This window comes from Paenibacillus peoriae (assembly GCF_022531965.1).
GTDB lineage: Bacteria > Bacillota > Bacilli > Paenibacillales > Paenibacillaceae > Paenibacillus > Paenibacillus polymyxa_D.
Genome location: NZ_CP092831.1, coordinates 4,403,688 through 4,423,326 on the forward strand (window position 1 = coordinate 4,403,688; position 19,639 = coordinate 4,423,326).

At 47.9% G+C, this 19,639-nt stretch carries 12 protein-coding genes, 11 tRNA genes and 3 rRNA genes; 2 read left to right on the plus strand and 24 right to left on the minus strand.

The window, feature by feature from the left end; translation table 11 throughout:
• The first annotated feature begins 54 nt into the window (after nucleotides 1-54).
• Nucleotides 55-1,629, plus strand: a complete 1,575-nt coding sequence (gene spoVB, locus MLD56_RS19335; protein WP_029514809.1) for a stage V sporulation protein B — start codon at nucleotides 55-57, stop codon at nucleotides 1,627-1,629.
• Nucleotides 1,630-1,634: 5 nt separating this feature from the next.
• Here spoVB and MLD56_RS19340 read toward each other — a convergent pair whose 3' ends face one another.
• Complete coding sequence (locus tag MLD56_RS19340) at nucleotides 1,635-2,411, minus strand: YetF domain-containing protein (protein WP_029514807.1); 777 nt, start codon at nucleotides 2,409-2,411, stop codon at nucleotides 1,635-1,637.
• A gap of 206 nt (nucleotides 2,412-2,617) precedes the next feature.
• On the opposite strand from MLD56_RS19340, the gene MLD56_RS19345 reads away from it, so the two are divergent.
• Nucleotides 2,618-3,007 carry a TIGR04086 family membrane protein gene (locus MLD56_RS19345; protein ID WP_029514806.1) on the plus strand — a complete coding sequence of 130 codons (390 nt, stop codon included), beginning with the start codon at nucleotides 2,618-2,620 and terminating at the stop codon, nucleotides 3,005-3,007.
• 87 nt (nucleotides 3,008-3,094) lie between these two features.
• On the opposite strand, the gene yajC is transcribed toward MLD56_RS19345, so the two are convergent.
• The 23 genes from yajC to MLD56_RS19460 all read right to left on the minus strand — a co-directional run bounded on the left by yajC (nucleotide 3,095) and on the right by MLD56_RS19460 (nucleotide 19,548).
• Nucleotides 3,095-3,430 (minus strand): preprotein translocase subunit YajC, encoded by a 336-nt coding sequence (gene yajC, locus MLD56_RS19350; protein ID WP_029514804.1) that lies wholly within the window; start codon nucleotides 3,428-3,430, stop codon nucleotides 3,095-3,097.
• A 34-nt stretch (nucleotides 3,431-3,464) separates the two neighbouring features.
• On the minus strand, nucleotides 3,465-4,604 hold the full coding sequence (tgt, locus tag MLD56_RS19355; RefSeq protein WP_029514803.1) for a tRNA guanosine(34) transglycosylase Tgt: 1,140 nt from the start codon (nucleotides 4,602-4,604) through the stop codon (nucleotides 3,465-3,467).
• 20 nt (nucleotides 4,605-4,624) lie between these two features.
• Complete coding sequence (gene queA / locus MLD56_RS19360; protein ID WP_029514801.1) at nucleotides 4,625-5,653, minus strand: tRNA preQ1(34) S-adenosylmethionine ribosyltransferase-isomerase QueA; 1,029 nt, start codon at nucleotides 5,651-5,653, stop codon at nucleotides 4,625-4,627.
• 7 nt (nucleotides 5,654-5,660) lie between these two features.
• Entirely contained in the window at nucleotides 5,661-7,754 is a 2,094-nt protein-coding gene (locus MLD56_RS19365) for a SpoIID/LytB domain-containing protein (protein ID WP_029514799.1), read from the minus strand.
• Nucleotides 7,755-7,983: 229 nt separating this feature from the next.
• Nucleotides 7,984-8,991, minus strand: a complete 1,008-nt coding sequence (gene ruvB / locus MLD56_RS19370; protein ID WP_013372650.1) for a Holliday junction branch migration DNA helicase RuvB — start codon at nucleotides 8,989-8,991, stop codon at nucleotides 7,984-7,986.
• Between the two features lie 50 nt (nucleotides 8,992-9,041).
• Entirely contained in the window at nucleotides 9,042-9,656 is a 615-nt protein-coding gene (ruvA, locus tag MLD56_RS19375) for a Holliday junction branch migration protein RuvA (RefSeq protein ID WP_029514798.1), read from the minus strand.
• Nucleotides 9,653-10,156, minus strand: a complete 504-nt coding sequence (gene ruvC / locus MLD56_RS19380) for a crossover junction endodeoxyribonuclease RuvC (protein WP_029514797.1) — start codon at nucleotides 10,154-10,156, stop codon at nucleotides 9,653-9,655. The genes ruvA and ruvC overlap by 4 nt, the downstream gene beginning before the upstream one ends.
• A gap of 228 nt (nucleotides 10,157-10,384) precedes the next feature.
• On the minus strand, nucleotides 10,385-11,089 hold the full coding sequence (locus MLD56_RS19385; protein ID WP_029514796.1) for a BofC C-terminal domain-containing protein: 705 nt from the start codon (nucleotides 11,087-11,089) through the stop codon (nucleotides 10,385-10,387).
• 115 nt (nucleotides 11,090-11,204) lie between these two features.
• Nucleotides 11,205-11,278, minus strand: a tRNA-Pro gene (locus MLD56_RS19390).
• Nucleotides 11,279-11,285: 7 nt separating this feature from the next.
• Nucleotides 11,286-11,365: transfer RNA gene (locus tag MLD56_RS19395), tRNA-Leu, on the minus strand.
• 12 nt (nucleotides 11,366-11,377) lie between these two features.
• Nucleotides 11,378-11,454, minus strand: a tRNA-Arg gene (locus tag MLD56_RS19400).
• 5 nt (nucleotides 11,455-11,459) lie between these two features.
• A tRNA-Gly gene (locus MLD56_RS19405) sits at nucleotides 11,460-11,534 on the minus strand.
• A 35-nt stretch (nucleotides 11,535-11,569) separates the two neighbouring features.
• A tRNA-Lys gene (locus MLD56_RS19410) sits at nucleotides 11,570-11,645 on the minus strand.
• A 28-nt stretch (nucleotides 11,646-11,673) separates the two neighbouring features.
• Nucleotides 11,674-11,750, minus strand: a tRNA-Asp gene (locus MLD56_RS19415).
• A gap of 26 nt (nucleotides 11,751-11,776) precedes the next feature.
• A tRNA-Met gene (locus tag MLD56_RS19420) sits at nucleotides 11,777-11,853 on the minus strand.
• Between the two features lie 29 nt (nucleotides 11,854-11,882).
• A tRNA-Val gene (locus MLD56_RS19425) sits at nucleotides 11,883-11,958 on the minus strand.
• 10 nt (nucleotides 11,959-11,968) lie between these two features.
• Nucleotides 11,969-12,040, minus strand: a tRNA-Glu gene (locus tag MLD56_RS19430).
• Between the two features lie 17 nt (nucleotides 12,041-12,057).
• Nucleotides 12,058-12,149 (minus strand) — tRNA-Ser (locus MLD56_RS19435).
• A 3-nt stretch (nucleotides 12,150-12,152) separates the two neighbouring features.
• Nucleotides 12,153-12,228 (minus strand) — tRNA-Asn (locus tag MLD56_RS19440).
• A 19-nt stretch (nucleotides 12,229-12,247) separates the two neighbouring features.
• A 5S ribosomal RNA gene (rrf, locus tag MLD56_RS19445) occupies nucleotides 12,248-12,364 on the minus strand.
• A 150-nt stretch (nucleotides 12,365-12,514) separates the two neighbouring features.
• Nucleotides 12,515-15,443, minus strand: a 23S ribosomal RNA gene (locus tag MLD56_RS19450).
• Nucleotides 15,444-15,846: 403 nt separating this feature from the next.
• Nucleotides 15,847-17,402 (minus strand): 16S ribosomal RNA (locus MLD56_RS19455).
• Together the 16S, 23S and 5S rRNA genes with 11 tRNA genes alongside form the textbook arrangement of a ribosomal RNA operon.
• 547 nt (nucleotides 17,403-17,949) lie before the next feature.
• Complete coding sequence (locus MLD56_RS19460) at nucleotides 17,950-19,548, minus strand: LysM peptidoglycan-binding domain-containing protein (protein ID WP_029518433.1); 1,599 nt, start codon at nucleotides 19,546-19,548, stop codon at nucleotides 17,950-17,952.
• Nucleotides 19,549-19,639 lie beyond the last annotated feature (91 nt).

The following is a 19,639-nucleotide window of genomic DNA, read 5'->3' on the forward strand; positions in this document are numbered from 1 at the left end:
TTCTAAAGTAATGTATAGACGCAGAATTACATTTTGGGGAAGAGGGAGTTGCGATTGAAAAAGCAGACATTCATCCATGGAGCAATTATTTTATTGGCAGCAGGAATTATCAACCGGATACTAGGTTTTATTCCCCGAATCGCACTCCCGCGTATCATCGGCCCCGAAGGAGTTGGCTTGTACCAACAGGGGTATCCCTTTTTTATCGTTCTGGTGACGCTTATTACAGGGGGAATCCCTCTTGCGGTAGCCAAGCTAGTAGCCGAAGCCGAAACGGCGGGACAGCCCGAAATGTCGCGGCGTATTTTGCACACCAGCCTGCGCTTAACCATTACACTCAGTCTGATCGCCATGGTGCTCTGTCTTGTGTTCGCGCCTTGGATCACAAGCCATCTTCTGACCGACAGCCGCGTGTATTATACATTCGTGAGCATGAGCCCAATGATTGTCATTGTAGCTGTTTCTTCAGCTTATAGGGGCTATTTTCAGGGAAAGCAAAATATGATTCCTTCCGCTAGTTCCTCGATTGCCGAGACCGTTATGCGCATTTTTTGTGTCATTTGGTTTGCTTACTTGTTACTTCCCCATGGGGTAGCCTACGCTGCTGCAGGTGCCATGCTCGGTGCTCTGGCGGGCGAATTCATTGGCATGATTGTGCTTCTATGGCAATACGTGTGTAACCAGCGAAAAGATCGCATCCTTCAGCCGAATTCGCCTGGCCCCTCCTCTGAGGTTTATCCCGAGCAATCATCTGTTTTGTCACGTCTTATGTCTATATCCGTTCCCGTGACTGCTGGAAGGCTTGTCGGTTCCTTATCCTATTTGCTCGAATCTATCTTGTGCATGCGCAGCCTTGCCGTAGCAGGCATTGCAACTGGCGTGGCAACCGCACAATATGGAGCCATGCAGGGCATGGTCATTCCTGTGTTATTACTACCTGGGGTTCTGACCAGTTCATTAGCTGTTTCACTCGTTCCTTCGTTATCCGAAGCAGCGGCTAAGGGGCATATTATAGCCATTCACAAACGTCTACATCAATCGCTTCGGCTCGCTTTGGTTGCAGGAGCCCCATTTGCCGTGATCATGTATGTATTGGCGGAACCTCTGTGTCTGCTACTCTACAATAATGGCGATATTGCAGGAATGCTTAAGCTCATGGCACCTTTTGCTCTTTTTATGTACATTCAGGCCCCGCTTCAGGCAGCACTTCAGGCGTTAGACCGTCCTGGAAGTGCCTTATTAAATACCTTTATCGGAGCCGTTATCAAAATTGTGCTGATCGTCTGGCTTGCATCCCAACCTCAGTACGGTATCTACGGAGCTGTCATCGCCATTTGTATTAACAGTGCCATTGTTACTCTCCTTCATGGCTTCAGTGTCAGCAGGCTACTTCGCTTCCGCGTACGTTTGCTCGATTTCTGGAAGACCGGGATAGGCATGATCATCATGGCAGCAGCAGTGTTATATACCTACAGACATTTAACGATGTTCGACCAAATGTGGCTCCAATTTATTTTTGCCGCAGGCTTGGGAATTATTCTGTACCTTTTCCTGATGACCTTGATCAAAATGATTGATTGGGACAACCTTACACGCATTCCAATCCTGAGAAGATGGTTTAAAGCATAAGAAATCTAATCCGAAGATTTTCCATAGGCCGGTGGTGTAATGTACACATCACCTCTATGGTTAACCGAGCATAAAAAAACATCCTTAAAATCTTTGTGTCCCTTCGCTTGAATTTGATTTTTAAGCCAAAACCGGTTCATATCCATTCGTTCCAAATTTCGATCCAGCACCTTACCATCCATGATTAATGGAATAGGCAGTCCCTCATATCTAAACTTTCCACCGATTTGTGGAGAAGGATGGACTTTATCCACCTGTAGCTCTTTGTTTGCCAAATCTGTTCCGTTTAATTCCTGCTTCATTTTTTCGTGTTCCACTCCGACGTTATCATCCTTACCTATAACCGTTAGCTTACCTGTCGTTTCCAAAATAACATATTCAACTTCGTCCAGACTTTCTATATTTTGTTCACGAAGTTGTAACAGCAAGTCATCCAAATTGTAACGTTGTTTCACCATTTCGTCCTTGTTTAATTGTCCATTAGAGTACAATACACTGGGCCTACCATCAAATAGTAAGCGCAGTCGCCGACTTTTCAGACTGAAATAGGAAATCCCAATTTGCAAAATTAACAGCACTCCTAAAGGAATCAATCCTTCGTAAAGTGGACGTTTTATGTCCTCCAGACTGAATACAGCAATTTCTGCAATCATAATGGATATGACGAGATCGAAAACAGACAATTTACCGATCTCCCTTTTACCCATCAAGCGCATCACCAGATATACAATAAAATACATGAGCAGCGTCCGAAAAATATGAGCAAAAATATCGTGACTCAATATGTTCGCCTCCTCCCCTGTACTTGCAATAAGACATGAGTCGTTCATTGTACACGTATTCTGACCGTTCCTCACTTGGCTCATACAAAAAACAAAAGGCTAAATTATTGAAATAAAGAGAAAGACTGCTTGCGACTTGGTACTAAGCCGCGAGGCTTGGCCATAGAATGATAATAGTTCAAACCTTGGTACAGGAGGAATTATCAATGGAGCTCATTCGCCGCTGGTGTTCGTTTCGTCTGGCCCATCCTATTTTATCCGGCTTATTCTATGCTTTTGCATGGATGCTGCTTGGCGCATTGATTCTTTCACTACTCTTGTGGCTGACACAGATGCAGGAACAGGACTTATCATTGTATACGTACATCGTCCATGCATTCGCCATGCTATCTGGTGGCTTCGTCGCCGGTAAAAGATCAGCAAACAAAGGCTGGTATCAAGGCGGTATTACAGGTATCCTGTATGGACTAATCGTTCTGCTGGTCGGTTTTCTGGCATTGGATGCGGGCATGGTCGGCAAGGACCTGTTACACTTAGGTTTCGCGTTTGTCATAGGCGCAGGTGGTGGGATGTTTGGCATTAATCTCAACAAGTAATCAAAATGTTTGTACCCATGTAATAAAACAACACAAAAAACCGAGCCTCCTCAAAGGCTCGGTTTTTGTATAACGGTCACCAGCATTTTACGATTTGGAAACAACTTCCTCAGATGCCGTGTCTTTTGCAATCGCGTTGCTGATTGCACTGCGGTCAAAGGTCAGCTTCGTGACATCATTCACACGCAAAACTACTACATCATCCGTAATCTCCATAATTGTACCGTGAAGACCTCCGATTGTAATGACTTTATCTCCCTTTTTCAAAGCTTGAAGCATCGTTTGACGTTGCTTTTGTTTTTTCTGATTCGGGCGAATCAGCAAGAAATAGAAGATTACAAACATCAGAGCCAGTGGCCAGATCATTTGAAAAAGTCCGCCAGTTCCACCGGGTGTAGCAGCGGCTGTAGCAAAATGAAACATGTTAAATCCCCCTTTCGTATACTCTCCCTAAAACTTAAAATCCTTTATCATTATCATGAAGACCGTACTGCTCAAAAAATTCATCTCGGAAATCAAGCAGCCTGTCATCCATAATCGCTTGTCTGACATTACGCATCAATTGTATTAAGAAATGCAAGTTATGATACGTTGTCAGTCGGAGCCCGAAGGTTTCATCCGCTTTAATCAAATGTCGCAAGTAAGCACGTGAATAATTGCGACAGGTATAACAATCACAAGCAGGATCGAGCGGGCCAAAATCACTTGCATATTGGGCATTGCGAACGACAAGACGACCTTGGCTGGTCATCGTTGTCCCGTTGCGAGCAATTCGGGTTGGAAGTACACAATCGAACATATCCACACCACGGATAGAGCCTTCAATCAAAGCATCAGGCGAACCCACGCCCATCAAATAACGTGGCTTGTTGGTGGGAAGCAGAGGAACCGTATAATCGAGCACTTCATACATCAAATGTTTCGGTTCACCTACGCTCAGTCCACCAATAGCATACCCCGGGAAATCCATGGAAGTCAAATCCGCAGCGCTTTGCCTGCGCAGATCTTCATGCATGCCTCCCTGAACAATGGCAAACAGACCTTGATCATGAGGACGCGCGTGTGCCTCTAGACAACGCTCAGCCCAACGGCTGGTGCGTTCCAGTGACTTTTTCACATACTCATATTCAGCCGGAAACGGCGGACATTCATCGAAGGCCATCATAATATCTGAGCCAAGCGAGTTTTGAATTTCCATCGCCACTTCTGGTGAAAGAAACTTCTTATCTCCATTTAAATGAGAGCGAAAATGAACACCCTCCTCTGAAATCTTGCGCATTTCACTTAAAGAAAACACCTGGAATCCGCCGCTGTCCGTTAAAATAGGGCGATCCCAATTCATAAACTTGTGCAGTCCACCCGCTTCACGAATAATATCGTGGCCAGGACGAAGAAACAAATGGTACGTGTTACTCAAAATAATTTGAGCATCCATCGCTTTCAGTTCCTCAGGACTCATCGTTTTAACAGTCGCTTGAGTTCCCACAGGCATAAAGGTTGGTGTCTCAATAACTCCGTGAGGAGTGTGTACACGCCCGAGACGGGCTCCCGATTGCTTGCAGGTTTTGATATGTTCGTATCTTATTGCTGGTGCCATATTTTCTCTACCATCCTTAATTAATAAATGAACATTGCATCCCCGAAGCTGAAAAACCGATATTGTCGGTCAATCGCCTCCTGGTAAGCATGCATAATATTCTCCCTGCCCGCCAGTGCGCTGACCAGCATAACCAAGGTGGATTTGGGCAAATGAAAATTCGTAATCATCGCATCCACCACACGGAATTCATAGCCTGGATAAATAAAAATCTGTGTCCAGCCACTACTGGCCTCTAATACTCCATCACCAAATTTATTACCCACCGTCTCCAGCGTCCGGCAACTGGTCGTCCCCACCGCCACGACTCTTCCACCGCGCGCCTTGGTTTCATTGAGCACATCGGCTGTTTCCTGTGACAATGAATAGTATTCTTCATGCATTACATGCTCTTCAATCGTATCCACAGACATCGGTCTGAACGTCCCTAAGCCAACATGAAGTGTGATAAAGGCAACGGTAACGCCCTTCTTTTTAATCTGGTCCAGCAATTCTTCTGTAAAGTGCAGCCCTGCCGTTGGAGCCGCAGCCGAACCTTCATGCCGAGCATAAACGGTCTGATAGCGCTCGCGGTCATCCAGTTGTTCCTTGATATACGGCGGAAGCGGCATTTGGCCCAAGCGGTCCAATATCTCCTGGAAAATACCGTCATATGAAAATGACAGTACCCTGCCGCCCATATCTCCTTCTTCCTCAATTACTGCTTTCAGCTCATCACCGAAAACGATAACAGCACCCTTTTTCAGCTTTTTACCAGGTTTCACCAATGCTTCCCATCGGTCCCCTTGCAGTTGCTTAAGCAACAAAACCTCAGCCTTAGCTCCCGTGTCTTCCTTGATGCCAAACAAGCGTGCAGGAATCACTCTCGTATCGTTTAATACCAACGTATCCCCTGGTTGGAGATACTGCACAATATCCGAAAACGTATGATGGCCCACTTCACCGTTATTTTTGTTTAATGTCAGTAATCTGGAAGCGCTCCGATCAAGCAAAGGCGTCTGTGCAATTAATGTTTCAGGCAGTTCAAAATCGTAGTCGTTTACGTTCATATATTGGTCAGTCCTTAACTATATCCACATTTTTATAATAGTGTTGCAAAATTTTCTTGTAATCATACCCCTGCTCGGCCAAACCATTGGCACCCCATTGGGATAAGCCCAAACCATGACCATTTCCTTTACCTGTAAAAATAAAGCTTTGTGTTTTGTCAATGACTCGTGCATGACGATCTTCATTCATGACGATCACCCCGTTACCACTTGAAGTACTGCTGCCAGATGCGGACAGGATTTGAGTGCCTTGTGTACCACTTACATGAGAAGTAGCCCCATCAGCGCCTAATACAGTATAACTTCCGGTACTCGCAATATCAAACAGTGTGCTCGGGAGTCCGCCCATTGCTGAGCGAAACATATCCGGATACTTCACTTTCAAAGGGGATCCGTTCGCTTCAACCTCCAACACTCGCCCTGATGGACCACGTTTGGTGACATCGAGGTGATTAATAGAGGAAGGCACTGTACCCGTTACTTTTCCTTGCAGGGATTTAGCAAGCTGAGCTGACGTAAAGGGCCCCCTCACCCATGCATAGTCTCCGGACTGAGGCACCTTTTCTAATACAATGATCTCTTCACCCGGCTGCGCCTTGGCTATTGGTGTAACCGTCGATTGAATTTGGGGAATAGGACGCACATTTGTATTTTCCGCAGTGACGGTGATTTTGTCTAACCCCGCTTCTGTGACACCCTCCAGTTCCTTAGCATTATCCTCACGAATATACCCTGTCTTGCCACTGGAGAGAAGTACATGATACCATTCCTGTGCTCCTTTTTGCGCCGAAGTATCCCCCGAGCTGTCTACGCTAGCAAAGGCTTCGCCACCACTGTTCCACACCTCAGAAGCATCTGCTGTCACACCGCCCGCATTAGATGAAAATACAGCTTCGACCACTTTGCCGCCACTTTTAATGACTTCACCAGCTGTTGCATCTACAGCCTCATTGACATTGGCATGTTCCGAGCTCTTCCCGTTGTAAGCCTGGCTTAACGTGCCATCTACCACATTGCCGATCTGAAACCGATTGCCTTGGGCAAGCGCATAGCTACGAGCCGCTACCGCTTGAGCCTTGAGCGCTTCATCTGGCCATGAGGAATAGACCTCTGCTCCTACCACGGAATACAAATACTGCTCCAAAGGGACTTCGTTCACAAGCGCCAGCTGGCCTGACGTCATGCCAACCTCCATCTCGCCACGATATGTACGCTGTGATCTTTCCATCACTTGTACTCCATTATTACCGCCGTTGACAATTACCTTGCTATTATCAGAACCACTTAGCATGTAATGAGACATCACCTGCGAGCCGGTCGTGACTCCTGCTTCCTGTCTTATAATGAGGCCGGCTTGAGTAGCATTAACTTTAGACAACGTGAGTCTCGGTTGCTTGCTCTCCAACTCAGTTTTCAAAGCCAACAGCTTGCTGTCATTACTTTCTTCTCCAACCCACACAGCATACTGACCTCTTGATTGAATCACAGTAAAAGCATCAAAGCCCGCCGCAGCAATTGTCGTTCGAACGAGATTAGCTTCCTGCTCGCTTCCGTAGCTTCCAGTGGACCAATGCTTGTTTCCCTTCACCTCGGCCTGCGCTCCGGTTGCCGAGGAAATCCGCTGTACAGCAGCCTGCGCAGACTGTTCACTAGCATATATTCCCGCGTACACTTGATACACAGAGCTACCATTTTTTGAACCGATAAAAACCGTAGGTTTATCATTAGTCTTTTGCAGGGCTTGCGCCGCTTTTATCGCCGCTGCTTCATTTCCTTCAAGTACCTTCACCCGATAGCTGTCTACACTAAAACGAGCTGTACTGTCTGGCAGTCCCATCCAAGTTTGAAAGCTGCCTCCACTGTTCTGTCCAACACTCAGACCTCCTGATGATTTCAAGGTTACAGCGGGGACTGTCGCTTTATATTTGCTACCTAGATCCGCAAAAATCACTACACGAATATCCTCTTGGGCAGCGGCAGCGTGAACGCCTGAAGACCAAGGTATGCACACTGTAGCTAATACCATAATCGCTGCTGCTCGTTTGGCCCGGCCCATCCATGCACCGAAAATACTTTCTCGGTTAAATGCTTTTCCACTCATTTCTGGCTCCCCCAATCTAGCTGCCTAGCACTTATATTTGCGTAATTTATCGGGCTCTCGATCCTTGTCTGTCCCTTTAAATACATCGGCGGAATAAACCAAAATATAAACCCGCCAAAATCTTACTTATACTCTCATTCCCTCAGTCATCCGTCAGCCGATATCGTATTCACCATACTGCATGTAACCATGCAATAATTTTTTAAAAAAAGTGCATCATGTTTCCTAATCACCGTGGATCCGTTGGCATGGGGATTCCAAGGTGGGCATATGCCGCCGGAGTCACTGTTCGTCCCCGAGGTGTTCTTTGTAAAAGACCAATTTGTAACAAATAGGGTTCATACACGTCCTCAATAGTCTGACTCTCTTCACCAATGGTTGCAGCAATTGTGTCCAATCCTACAGGCCCACCCCGGAAAGAATGAATCATGGCCTTAAGCATTTTATGATCAATTTCATCCAGCCCGAGTGGATCTATTTGAAGTCTCTTTAGCGCCTCTGCAGCTAACTCAGAATGAATAATACCGTCTCCGGCAACCTGGGCAAAATCACGCACCCTTTTTAACAGCCGGTTAGCAATACGCGGGGTCCCCCGTGAACGCAATGCGATTTCCTCCGCCGCATCCCCAACAATCTCAATCTCCATAATATCCGCATTTCTGGACACGATGTAAGCCAGCTCGTCTGTCGTATAAAACTCTAATCGACTAATAACACCAAACCGGTCACGCAATGGCGCAGAGAGCAGTCCAGCACGCGTAGTGGCCCCTATAAGGGTAAAGGGTGGCAAATCCAGGCGGACCGAACGCGCACTCGGGCCTTTACCAATCATAATGTCCAGCGCAAAATCCTCCATCGCCGGATACATGACTTCTTCCACCGTACGATGAAGGCGATGAATCTCATCAATGAACAAAACATCACCCTCTTGAAGATTGGTCAGCAATGCTGCCAAATCTCCCGGTCTTTCAATTGCAGGACCTGAAGTCGTACGAAGATTAACCCCCAACTCATTGGCGATAATGTTAGCAAGAGTAGTTTTACCCAACCCAGGCGGTCCGTACAACAGTACATGATCCAACGCTTCTTTACGCATTTTGGCCGCTTCAATATATACTTTCAGATTTTCCTTAACCTGATTTTGCCCGATATATTCATTTAGATAACGGGGGCGAAGGCTTAGCTCCGCCGTCTGGTCTTCCATCATCAAATTGGCGGAAATAATCCGGTCATCCATATTCCATCGCTCCTCTTTTCACCAGACACTTGTTAACGGACATCCGCGTCCTATCCGGCAAACAACAGTTGCAAAGCCCGCTTCATCAAAATATCGGCAGATTCATCAGGTTTTGCATCTTTCTTCATTCTGCTCCATACCTTATCCAACTCAGTATCAGTATAACCGAGGGCCTTGAGCGCCTCACGGGCCTCGCCCCAATATGAACCTTCGCCTTCTTCTACGACAGGCTCAGCAAACAATCCGGTTGCCATCCCTAACGAGCCAATACCGTCCAGCTTGTCTTTCAAATCCAGAATCATACGTTGTGCCGTCTTTTTACCGATCCCCGGTAACTTGGTGAGAAATGTGATATTCTCCTGATAAATCGCCGTTACCACATGAGCAGGCGTACCGCCTCCTAAAATACCAAGCGCAACACGCGGTCCAATACCAGATACATCAATCAGTTTACGGAATAGCTGCTGCTCCTCACGGGTCGCAAAACCGAACAGTAAAATAGCATCTTCCCTTACATGATGGTGAATATAAATAACCACTGAACCTTCAGTTTTGGCGAACGCGTAAGGATTCGGACAAAATACCCGGTACCCTACACCCTGTACATCTAAAACGACATATTCATTTTCCAAATGGGCCACAGAACCACGCAAGAAATCTATCATTTTCGCAATACCTCATTTAATTTTGAATTTAGTCCATAGGAGTGCGCATGACAAATAGCCACCGCCAAAGCATCCGCTACATCGTCCGGTTTCGGCACAGTTTGAAGCTTTAGAAACATTCTAACCATTTCTTGTACCTGTTTCTTCTCAGCCTTACCATACCCTACAATAGCCTGCTTTACCTGCATCGGCGTGTATTCACCTATAGGCAAATTACGTTGTTTTGCAGCCAGCACCAGCACCCCACGTGCCTGACTTACAGACATAGCGGTTGTAACGTTGCGATTAAAAAAGAGCTTTTCCAGTGCTACCGCATCAGGCTTATATTTATCTATTAATTGCAACATGCCTTCATACACATGAAGCAGCCTTTCTTCTTCCGGTGTATGAGCCTCCGTCTGGATGCAGCCATACTGCACAGGCACCACTTTACTGCCAATCTTGTCTACAAACCCGAAGCCCACAATAGCAATACCCGGATCAATTCCTAGAAAACGCAAAAAAATCTCTCCCCTATCGCTCAATCATGGCGTAACTAATCAATAGCCAGCGTTATCCTGAATATACTCACGGTCAAATACCATATAAAGCGAACATATGTGTCGTTCTTTTCATTATAACAAAACTTTGTATCTAATAGAGGAAAAAATTTAAACATGAGTAAAAACATAAAAAGAGACGCTTCAAGCCTTACCTCATGGGCAAAGCCTAACGTCTCGCAGTTGTAATCAATAGTGCTGTTTTAATACCCTCTGTGTTCGCTCCACGGCAAAGTCACTAAAAGTGGAAATTACACTGTTATACTCATTTATATCCTGTACACGGATTCCCTGCTGAAGTTGTTTATACACCCCTTCTGGCAAGGCCGTCTCCATGGAACCCACATCCAATTGAAAAAAAGTGCGAATTACTTTTTCTCTTTTAGGCAGCCCTTCATACAATGTAAGCTGGCCGTCAGTGCTCAAACCCATGTATCCACGCTCTTTGCATGACTCTGACAAGTCTTCCACCCTGCGTTCCAGCCACACCTCTCCTTTGGTATTAAGTCGTCCCTTCCAATCGGGATGTTGCTTCAGTAAGGTCTCTAGCTGCTGTGAACTTAGCGTTCCCAAGGAAAGTGTTTCCGTACCACATACGTAGGTGGTTAACAGACGGGTCTTCCTGCTTATACCGGAAGCACGAATACTTTGTAATAGTTGCATATGTGAGGAGTGATCTTCAGTTGGACCCAGATGTGAAGCCTCCTCCATGCCCTCCTCTGCCATGACGGTAGTAGCGAGTGGCTGTGACAACATAGCCTGCATATAATTCGATAACAGAATACCCAACCCTGCCAGCAAACAAGCCGCGCCCAAAATGCTACAGGCCCACACTGTTCTTCTCCACTGTTTCCAGCGCCGTTTCATCTGTTTTTTCCAACTTAATCGCTTCACAGTAATCCCTTCCGTCCCACTTTTTGTGTTAGTGTGACCTGGCGATTACTGATTTATACAAAAAGATAATTAATATAACAAAAAAGCCGCTGCTTCCAGCGACTTTCCTTTTGAATCGGGATGACACGATTTGAACATGCGACCCCCTGGTCCCAAACCAGGTGCTCTACCAAGCTGAGCTACATCCCGAAATACATGCCGGTGAGAGGACTCGAACCTCCACGGTTTCCCTCACGATTTTGAGTCGCGCGCGTCTGCCAATTCCGCCACACCGGCTTATGAAGTTAATGGCGCGCCCTGAGAGATTCGAACTCCCGGCCTTTTGATTCGTAGTCAAACGCTCTATCCAGCTGAGCTAAGGGCGCAAATATGGAGCGGACGACGGGAATCGAACCCGCGACCCTCGCCTTGGCAAGGCGATGCTCTACCGCTGAGCCACGTCCGCAATATCATTATATCCATGACATATAAGTGCATGAATGGTGAGCCATGAAGGACTCGAACCTTCGACACCCTGATTAAAAGTCAGGTGCTCTACCAACTGAGCTAATGGCTCCCAACAGGGTAACATAACTTTGTGAAAATGGCGGAACTGACGGGATTCGAACCCGCGATCTCCTGCGTGACAGGCAGGCATGTTAGGCCTCTACACCACAGTTCCATAGCAGTTTACATTCAAAAGTTAATTGGTTGCGGGGGCAGGATTTGAACCTGCGACCTTCGGGTTATGAGCCCGACGAGCTACCGAACTGCTCCACCCCGCGATAATATTAGGGACTGCTATTTAAATAAATGGTGGAGGCTGAGGGGCTCGAACCCCCGACCCTCTGCTTGTAAGGCAGATGCTCTCCCAGCTGAGCTAAGCCTCCATACTACTTATGACCCGTAGGGGATTCGAACCCCTGTTACCTCCGTGAAAGGGAGGTGTCTTAACCCCTTGACCAACGGGCCATACAATAAAATAATTATGGCGGAGAGAGAGGGATTCGAACCCTCGAGACGCTTTTGGCGCCTACACGATTTCCAATCGTGCTCCTTCGGCCAACTCGGACACCTCTCCATATGGCTCCCCGAACAGGACTCGAACCTGTGACAACTCGATTAACAGTCGAGTGCTCTACCAACTGAGCTATCAGGGAATAATAATCATAAAGCTCTGCTTGGCGACGTCCTACTCTCCCAGGACCCTGCGGTCCAAGTACCATCGGCGCTGGAGGGCTTAACGGTCGTGTTCGGGATGGGTACGTGTGGAACCCCTCCGCTATCGCCACCAAACATGAATTTGCTACGCAAATTCTTCCGTACGGCTATTCAGTTCATCACTTATCGTGTGAATGAATAGCCATGCGCTTGTTGTATGTCACTTGTACATACCTTCAAGGTTACACCCTGAAAACTGGATCCGAAACTTATTGCGTTTTATCTTAGGATAAGCCCTCGACCGATTAGTATTGGTCAGCTCCATGCATTACTGCACTTCCACCCCCAACCTATCTACCTCGTCGTCTTCAAGGGGTCTTACATACTGGGAAATCTCATCTTGAGGGGGGCTTCACGCTTAGATGCTTTCAGCGCTTATCCCTTCCGTACATAGCTACCCAGCGGTGCTCCTGGCGGAACAACTGGTACACCAGCGGTACGTCCATCCCGGTCCTCTCGTACTAAGGACAGCTCCTCTCAAATTTCCTACGCCCACGACAGATAGGGACCGAACTGTCTCACGACGTTCTGAACCCAGCTCGCGTACCGCTTTAATGGGCGAACAGCCCAACCCTTGGGACCTACTTCAGCCCCAGGATGCGATGAGCCGACATCGAGGTGCCAAACCTCCCCGTCGATGTGGACTCTTGGGGGAGATAAGCCTGTTATCCCCAGGGTAGCTTTTATCCGTTGAGCGATGGCCCTTCCATGCGGTACCACCGGATCACTAAGCCCGACTTTCGTCCCTGCTCGACTTGTAGGTCTCGCAGTCAAGCTCCCTTCTGCCTTTGCACTCTTCGAATGATTTCCAACCATTCTGAGGGAACCTTGGGGCGCCTCCGTTACTCTTTAGGAGGCGACCGCCCCAGTCAAACTGCCCACCTGACACTGTCCTCGCACCGGATTACGGTACCAAGTTAGAACCTAGATACGATCAGGGTGGTATCCCAAGGATGCCTCCCCTCAAGCTGGCGCTCAAGGCTCAACGGCTCCCACCTATCCTGTACAGATCGTACCCAAATTCAATATCAAGCTGCAGTAAAGCTCCATGGGGTCTTTCCGTCTTGTCGCGGGTAACCTGCATCTTCACAGGTATTAAAATTTCACCGGATCTCTCGTTGAGACAGCGCCCAAGTCGTTACGCCATTCGTGCGGGTCAGAATTTACCTGACAAGGAATTTCGCTACCTTAGGACCGTTATAGTTACGGCCGCCGTTTACTGGGGCTTCGGTTCATAGCTTCGCCCCGAAGGGCTTACCACTCCCCTTAACCTTCCAGCACCGGGCAGGCGTCAGCCCGTATACTTCGCCTTGCGGCTTCGCACAGACCTGTGTTTTTGCTAAACAGTCGCTTGGGCCTTTTCACTGCGGCCCCCTCGGGCTATTCACCCTACCGAGGCACCCCTTCTCCCGAAGTTACGGGGTCATTTTGCCGAGTTCCTTAACGAGAGTTCTTCCGCGCGCCTTAGAATTCTCTTCTCGCCTACCTGTGTCGGTTTGCGGTACGGGCACCTTCTCCTGGCTAGAGGCTTTTCTTGGCAGTCTGAGATCATGACCTTCGCTACTATAATTTTCGCTCCCCATCACAGCCCAGCCTTAACGATGTGCGGATTTGCCTACACACCAGCCTCACTGCTTAGACGGACATCCATCAGTCCGCGTCACTACCCTACTGCGTCACCCCATCGCTCATAGCGGATTACGGTGGTACAGGAATTTCGACCTGTTGTCCTTCGACTACGCCTATCGGCCTCGCCTTAGGTCCCGACTTACCCTGAGCGGACGAACCTTCCTCAGGAACCCTTAGGCTTTCGGCGGATCTGATTCTCACAGATCTTTTCGTTACTCATACCGGCATTCTCACTTGAATGCAGTCCAGCGCTCCTTACGGTACACCTTCAACCCGCATTCAACGCTCCCCTACCCCTGATGCAAAGCATCAAGCCATAGCTTCGGTGGTGTGTTTAGCCCCGTTACATTTTCGGCGCAGAGTCACTCGACCAGTGAGCTATTACGCACTCTTTCAATGGTGGCTGCTTCTAAGCCAACATCCTGGTTGTCTGTGCAACTCCACATCCTTTCCCACTTAACACACACTTGGGGACCTTAGCTGATGATCTGGGCTGTTTCCCTTTCGACAATGGATCTTAGCACTCACTGTCTGACTCCCGGAACTAAATCTATGGCATTCGGAGTTTGACTGAGCTTGGTAACCCTTGCGGGCCCCGCACCCAATCAGTGCTCTACCTCCACGATTCTTTTTTCCGAGGCTAGCCCTAAAGCTATTTCGGGGAGAACCAGCTATCTCCGGGTTCGATTGGAATTTCTCCGCTACCCCCACCTCATCCCCGCATTTTTCAACATGCGTGGGTTCGGGCCTCCAGTGCGTGTTACCGCACCTTCACCCTGGACAGGGGTAGATCACCCGGTTTCGGGTCTACGTCCACGTACTCATTCGCCCTATTCAGACTCGCTTTCGCTGCGGCTTCAGCTCTTCACCTTAACCTTGCACGTGAACGTAACTCGCCGGTTCATTCTACAAAAGGCACGCCATCACCCATAAATAGGGCTCTGACTTCTTGTAAGCACACGGTTTCAGGATCTATTTCACTCCCCTTCCGGGGTGCTTTTCACCTTTCCCTCACGGTACTGCTTCACTATCGGTCGCCAGGGAGTATTTAGCCTTGGCAGATGGTCCTGCCGGATTCATACGGGGTTTCACGTGCCCCGCACTACTCGGGATCCGTCTCGGAGAGAACAAGTTTTGAATTACAGGGCTTTTACCTTCTCTGGCGGGCCTTTCCAGACCTCTTCATCTAACCGGTTCCTTTGTAACTCCATGTGAGACGTCCCACAACCCCAAGGAGCAAGCTCCTTGGTTTGGGCTAATCCGCGTTCGCTCGCCGCTACTGACGGAATCACTATTGTTTTCTCTTCCTCAGGGTACTTAGATGTTTCAGTTCCCCTGGTCTGCCTCTATTCTGCCTATGTATTCAGCAGAAAGTGACTGTCGATGAAGACAGCCGGGTTTCCCCATTCGGACATCCCCGGATCAAAGCTTGCTTACAGCTCCCCGAGGCCTTATCGTTGTTCGCCACGTCCTTCGTCGGCTCCTGGCGCCTAGGCATCCTCCGTGTGCTCTTTGTAGCTTAACCTTGACTTTTCTTTGATAAAAGAAAATGTCGATGTTCGATAAAGAATGATTTTTGCCAAAGGCAAAAGATCTTTCCTTACCTGCTACCTTTATTTCACTTGTTTACACAAGATCAGCTTAAAGGAATATTCTAAAACGCAATTTCGTTTCGGTATCCAGTTTTCAAGGTGCAATTCGCTTCATCGAAGCGAAACCCGATGAATATTTCGGTTCCACACGGATGTGTGAATGAAGTATTCGTCGAAGCTTGAGAGTTTGAACTCTCAAAACTGAGCAACGAGTGAGTAAGTTCAGGATATTCATTTCATTCACACGAATGTGATGAACCGAATTGAATATCCGGTCGCAGGTACGTTATACCTGCTAATTTGAATGTTTCCATCGCAGGAAACGATTCTCCATAGAAAGGAGGTGATCCAGCCGCACCTTCCGATACGGCTACCTTGTTACGACTTCACCCCAATCATCTACCCCACCTTCGGCGGCTGGCTCCCTTGCGGGTTACCCCACCGACTTCGGGTGTTGTAAACTCTCGTGGTGTGACGGGCGGTGTGTACAAGACCCGGGAACGTATTCACCGCGGCATGCTGATCCGCGATTACTAGCAATTCCGACTTCATGTAGGCGAGTTGCAGCCTACAATCCGAACTGAGACCGGCTTTTCTAGGATTGGCTCCACCTCGCGGCTTCGCTTCCCGTTGTACCGGCCATTGTAGTACGTGTGTAGCCCAGGTCATAAGGGGCATGATGATTTGACGTCATCCCCACCTTCCTCCGGTTTGTCACCGGCAGTCTGCTTAGAGTGCCCAGCTTGACCTGCTGGCAACTAAGCATAAGGGTTGCGCTCGTTGCGGGACTTAACCCAACATCTCACGACACGAGCTGACGACAACCATGCACCACCTGTCTCCTCTGTCCCGAAGGAAAGGTCTATCTCTAGACCGGTCAGAGGGATGTCAAGACCTGGTAAGGTTCTTCGCGTTGCTTCGAATTAAACCACATACTCCACTGCTTGTGCGGGTCCCCGTCAATTCCTTTGAGTTTCAGTCTTGCGACCGTACTCCCCAGGCGGAATGCTTAATGTGTTAACTTCGGCACCAAGGGTATCGAAACCCCTAACACCTAGCATTCATCGTTTACGGCGTGGACTACCAGGGTATCTAATCCTGTTTGCTCCCCACGCTTTCGCGCCTCAGCGTCAGTTACAGCCCAGAGAGTCGCCTTCGCCACTGGTGTTCCTCCACATCTCTACGCATTTCACCGCTACACGTGGAATTCCACTCTCCTCTTCTGCACTCAAGCTCCCCAGTTTCCAGTGCGACCCGAAGTTGAGCCTCGGGATTAAACACCAGACTTAAAGAGCCGCCTGCGCGCGCTTTACGCCCAATAATTCCGGACAACGCTTGCCCCCTACGTATTACCGCGGCTGCTGGCACGTAGTTAGCCGGGGCTTTCTTCTCAGGTACCGTCACTCTTGTAGCAGTTACTCTACAAGACGTTCTTCCCTGGCAACAGAGCTTTACGATCCGAAAACCTTCATCACTCACGCGGCGTTGCTCCGTCAGGCTTTCGCCCATTGCGGAAGATTCCCTACTGCTGCCTCCCGTAGGAGTCTGGGCCGTGTCTCAGTCCCAGTGTGGCCGATCACCCTCTCAGGTCGGCTACGCATCGTCGCCTTGGTAGGCCTTTACCCCACCAACTAGCTAATGCGCCGCAGGCCCATCCACAAGTGACAGATTGCTCCGTCTTTCCTCCTTCGCCCATGCAGGAAAAGGATGTATCGGGTATTAGCTACCGTTTCCGGTAGTTATCCCTGTCTTGTGGGCAGGTTGCCTACGTGTTACTCACCCGTCCGCCGCTAGGTTAGTTAGAAGCAAGCTTCTAACTAACCTCGCTCGACTTGCATGTATTAGGCACGCCGCCAGCGTTCGTCCTGAGCCAGGATCAAACTCTCCATTAAAGACCAACCGAAGCTGGTTTATAGAAAGAGCGATAAGCTCATTTTGAAACTGACGAGATAAAAAATATCTCTTGTTTGCTTCCATTTTATACAGCCTGATGGCATGTACCAAAATCTCAGCGTTGGATTTCGCAAGCAAAATCCGCACTCACTCGTTGTTCAGTTTTCAAAGATCAAACCTACATCATATCTCACTTTGTTTCACCACCGCATCTCAGCGGCGACTTAAATAATATATCATGTTTTACGCGTCTTTGCAACACTTTTTTTTAAGAGAATTTTATAATCAACTCTGCTTTGTTTTCGTATTGCTAACTATCTTGTAAAAGACAGCTATAAGAATATACCACATATATAAGCTTAGTAGCAACACCTTTTTTTAAAAATTATTTTCTCATCTTTAAAATCACTGCATTTAAATAAAGAGACCATTATTCCCTCAAGCAGAATAACAGTCTCTTTAACATTCATTTCTTTCTCTTAATGACTAATAAAGCCGGGGCACTACTAGGAGTCTCTCTTCTTTTACTTTTTACTTTTAGCCACGTCAGTCCCTAATCCATGGATTTTTACGCGAACGAGCACTAAAGGATGAGGAACGAGTTTCTCCTCCAGTTGAATTACGGGATTTTTGCTTCTTATTAGTAGCATTTTTACTGGAAACCTTGACTTTGGACGTCTCTTCTTTGGATGTGCTGCCAGAGCTGTCTTTTGATTTACCTTTACTCACGCTACGATCCTTTGTTTTAGAAGAAGAATCAATTTCATTTTGGGATGCTATAGTCAGATTGTTACCTACCTCCTGCGTTCCTGGAATTGCTGGTGCCGACTGGACGTTCTCTTCCCGGCATCCACAGTCTGGCATAAACATATAGGGTGTTGTATATCCCTCTAATGGATACATAGGTGCATTCCCATGCGCAAACGGATGATAAGGGGAATTCGCAGATTGTTGCCCTTGTAGTTGGCTATAGTCGGATACGTGTCCAGCCGCAGGCAAACCATATGGAGGTCCTCCCCATGCCTGGCTCCATTGACTGCTCTGGACTGTACTCTCTGAATACTGCGGCGGATGCCCTTGATGGATAAATGGAGGATAGACAGGATAGGATGCATTTTCAGACGCTTCATGGCTCGGATAATATCCGGGGGCGCAGCAATCTGAATAGGCAGGATAAGGTGTTGGATAGGCATTTATAATTGGTGTCTGCACAGGCCCCCAGCACCATGGATGCTCACAGTCATGATGATAGCCCTGATCAGAAACTACAGTAGGAGAGGCATATTCTGCTAAGGAGGTATTTATAGGCGCTTGAGGAGACCCAATCCCCGGATACCACGAGTTCGGCATTGCATTTATTTGTGGGCTGTAATCAGATGTCGGCTGTTGTATCGACCACTCGGAATTTACCATCGGCTCCGATTTTGTGCAGCCGCAAAACTTTTCAGCTACAGGTTGCTTCACAACAGTTGTAGGAAGCTGTGGCTTAGATGCAATCGGTTGGGTAACTATAGGTTGCATTTGAGGTGGAGCAGGTGGTGTAACTATGGGCTGCATTTGAGGTGGAGCGGGATTTACGGGTGCCATAGGAACTTCAGGCAGTTTTAATTCAGGAAGCTTAGGAGGATTCACTGTTTCTTTCGGCTGTGTCATCTCCTCTTTAGGGCTAGGCATATTCTCCGGCTCAGGCTGTGTCATCTCTGCCTTGGGCTGGGTAAGTTCTTGCTTAGTGGGGGATTCAGGTTTAGGCTGTGTCATCTCTTCTTTGACTGCGGTATTTTTTTTATTCTCAGTAAAATCAGAATTCTCTTCTTTGTAGTGTGGAATATTAACTGTTTCTCCAACCAGTAGTGCGTTCGGGTTTTTAAGCTGGGAATTGGCATCAATAATTAGCTTGAGCGGTACATTCCACGCCTTAGACAACTTCCACAATGAGTCTCCTTGCTTAACCTTGTGTTGATATACCGTTGACGGCTGTGTTTCCATCGTGACAGGCTCTGTCGGAATTTTAATTTTCTCTCCGATGCTCAACTGATTAGGGTCTGCCAATTGGGGATTGGCGGCAATAACTTTCTCCAGCGTCACATTATACTTCTGTGCCAGCAAGTACAGAGTGTCACCTTTTTTGACGATGTGTATTTTCACAGGTCACAAACCTCCTAGACTTTCGTTCGGGCGGGATAAACGCCCGGCTTCTGTTATTACATCCTATGCACCTCCCGGGCGAATGACCCCA